The sequence below is a fragment of the Mesotoga sp. B105.6.4 genome, from assembly GCF_002896535.1.
GTDB lineage: Bacteria > Thermotogota > Thermotogae > Petrotogales > Kosmotogaceae > Mesotoga.
In genome coordinates this window covers 905-1918 of sequence record NZ_JWIM01000026.1, presented here as the reverse complement: position 1 = coordinate 1918, position 1014 = coordinate 905, and the positions used below count along the sequence as shown (strand labels likewise).

Genomic DNA, 1014 nt, shown 5'->3' with positions numbered 1-1014 from the left:
CTCAAGATCCTCGATCATTACGGAGGATTTCTCTCTTTGAACAAGTAAGTTGAGCTCGCTTGCGATCGCCAGTCTCAGTTGCGTATAACCGGAGAATCCGAGCTTCTTCGCCGCCTTGATTATCATTGAGGGAGCTACCTCCAGTCTTCTCGCCAGATCTTGAACGGGAAGGTCAAGAGCCTCCTCCGGATGACTTATTACGAAAGAGGCAATCCTCTCTTCGGTTTCTGTGAGATGATGAAGCGCTTCATTGTATGATTGAAGAAGGCTACTCATTCTTCGGTGAAGGAGCCTCGCTGTCTTTGAGTACTTCAAACCATTTCGCAAGCTCCGCGCGAATCTCAGCAGGAACATTGGATAGAAAATAAGGATCGTCGTGTGTATAATCAATCATTCCTTCTGCAATGCCGACCCTCTCGGAACTCCCGAATAGCAGCTCCCCCGCCTTGGCCTTCGCAATAGTCTTGCTAACAAGGCGGTCGATATGCTTCAGAAAGCTTGCAAGTATTACCTTCGGGTTCAATGGTATAAGGTTGGAGTCAACGGTGATCACGTATCTACCCCTAACCGACGCCTCTTCAATGACTCCAACACCACTGCCGCCCGCTATTGAAAGAATTATGTCTGCTCCTGCATCAAACTGCTTAGCTGCAAGTTCTCTTCCTCTTGATGGGTCGGACCAGCTGCCTACAACACCAAAAAGAACCTTAGCCGAGGGATTCACCGTTGCGACACCAAGTTCAAAATAGGGTCTCATTATGTTCGTCATGGCAGGATAGGTGTCTCCTGCTATCAATCCCACAACGTTCTCTTCGTTCGCACCCGGCAAATCGCTTGATGTAACAAGTCCAGCGAAGATACCGGCAAGAAAGGTCATCTCGCTATCTCTGAAGGCTGCAGAGTAAGTGTTTGGTAGTGGCTCCTCAATGATTCCGTCCAGTAACGCAAATTTCTGATTCGGAAACATCTGGGCTACTCGCATAACACTTGCCGGCATTCCTTCGGTAAAAGTCA

Annotated in this window: 2 protein-coding genes; both read right to left on the bottom strand. The window is 48.5% G+C overall.

The annotated features are described in order from the left end of the window. Positions 1–276 (bottom strand): MurR/RpiR family transcriptional regulator (locus RJ60_RS16050; protein ID WP_374704106.1); only part of this gene is annotated, 276 nt, incomplete at its 3' end. Further along, the coding region (locus tag RJ60_RS06385; protein ID WP_258006201.1) for a BMP family ABC transporter substrate-binding protein at positions 269–1014 on the bottom strand (746 nt) is incomplete at its 5' end. The genes RJ60_RS16050 and RJ60_RS06385, both read right to left, overlap by 8 nt.